Annotated in this window: 1 protein-coding gene; it reads left to right on the forward strand. The window is 60.1% G+C overall.

Going from position 1 to position 932, the window contains the following annotated elements:
- A partial coding sequence (groEL, locus tag ABK249_RS33795) for a chaperonin GroEL (RefSeq protein ID WP_348864923.1) occupies positions 1 to 932 on the forward strand: 932 nt, incomplete at both ends.

Here is a 932-nt window from a genome sequence, read left to right on the forward strand (position 1 = left end):
ACGGTTCTCGCCCAGGCGATCGTCAAGGAAGGGGCCAAAGCGGTGGCTTCAGGCATGAACCCGATGGACCTGAAGCGCGGCATCGACCTTGCGGTGGAGGCGGTCGTCGCCGAGCTGAAGAGCAATGCCCGCAAGATTTCCAACAATTCCGAAATTGCCCAGGTCGGCACCATTTCCGCCAATGGCGACACGGAGATCGGCCAGTATCTGGCGGAAGCCATGAACAGGGTCGGCAACGAAGGCGTCATCACGGTTGAAGAGGCCAAGACCGCCGAGACCGAACTCGAAGTCGTCGAAGGCATGCAGTTCGACCGCGGGTATCTTTCACCATATTTCGTCACCAACCAGGACAAGATGCGGGTCGAGCTTGAGGATCCCTATATCCTGATCCACGAGAAGAAACTCTCAAACCTGCAGAGCATGCTTCCTGTTCTTGAGTCCGTGGTTCAGTCCGGCAAGCCGCTCCTCATCATCGCCGAGGACGTCGAAGGCGAAGCGCTCGCAACGCTCGTCGTCAACAAGCTGCGCGGCGGCCTCAAGATCGCTGCCGTCAAGGCTCCGGGCTTCGGCGACCGTCGCAAGGCTATGCTGGAAGACATCGCCATCCTGACCGGCGGCACCGTCATCTCCGAAGACCTCGGCATCAAGCTCGAGAACGTGACGCTCGACATGCTCGGCCGCGCCAAGAGAATCACGATCGAGAAGGAGAATACGACCATCATCGATGGCGCCGGCAAGAAGGCCGATATCGACGGTCGCACAGCCCAGATCCGTGCACAGATCGAGGAAACCACCTCCGACTACGACCGCGAAAAGCTGCAGGAACGTCTTGCCAAGCTCGCTGGCGGCGTTGCCGTCATCCGCGTCGGCGGTTCGACGGAAGTCGAGGTGAAGGAACGGAAGGACCGCGTCGATGACGCGTTGCATGCAAC

The organism is Neorhizobium phenanthreniclasticum (genome assembly GCF_040066075.1).
GTDB classification, from domain to species: Bacteria; Pseudomonadota; Alphaproteobacteria; order Rhizobiales; family Rhizobiaceae; genus Neorhizobium; species Neorhizobium petrolearium.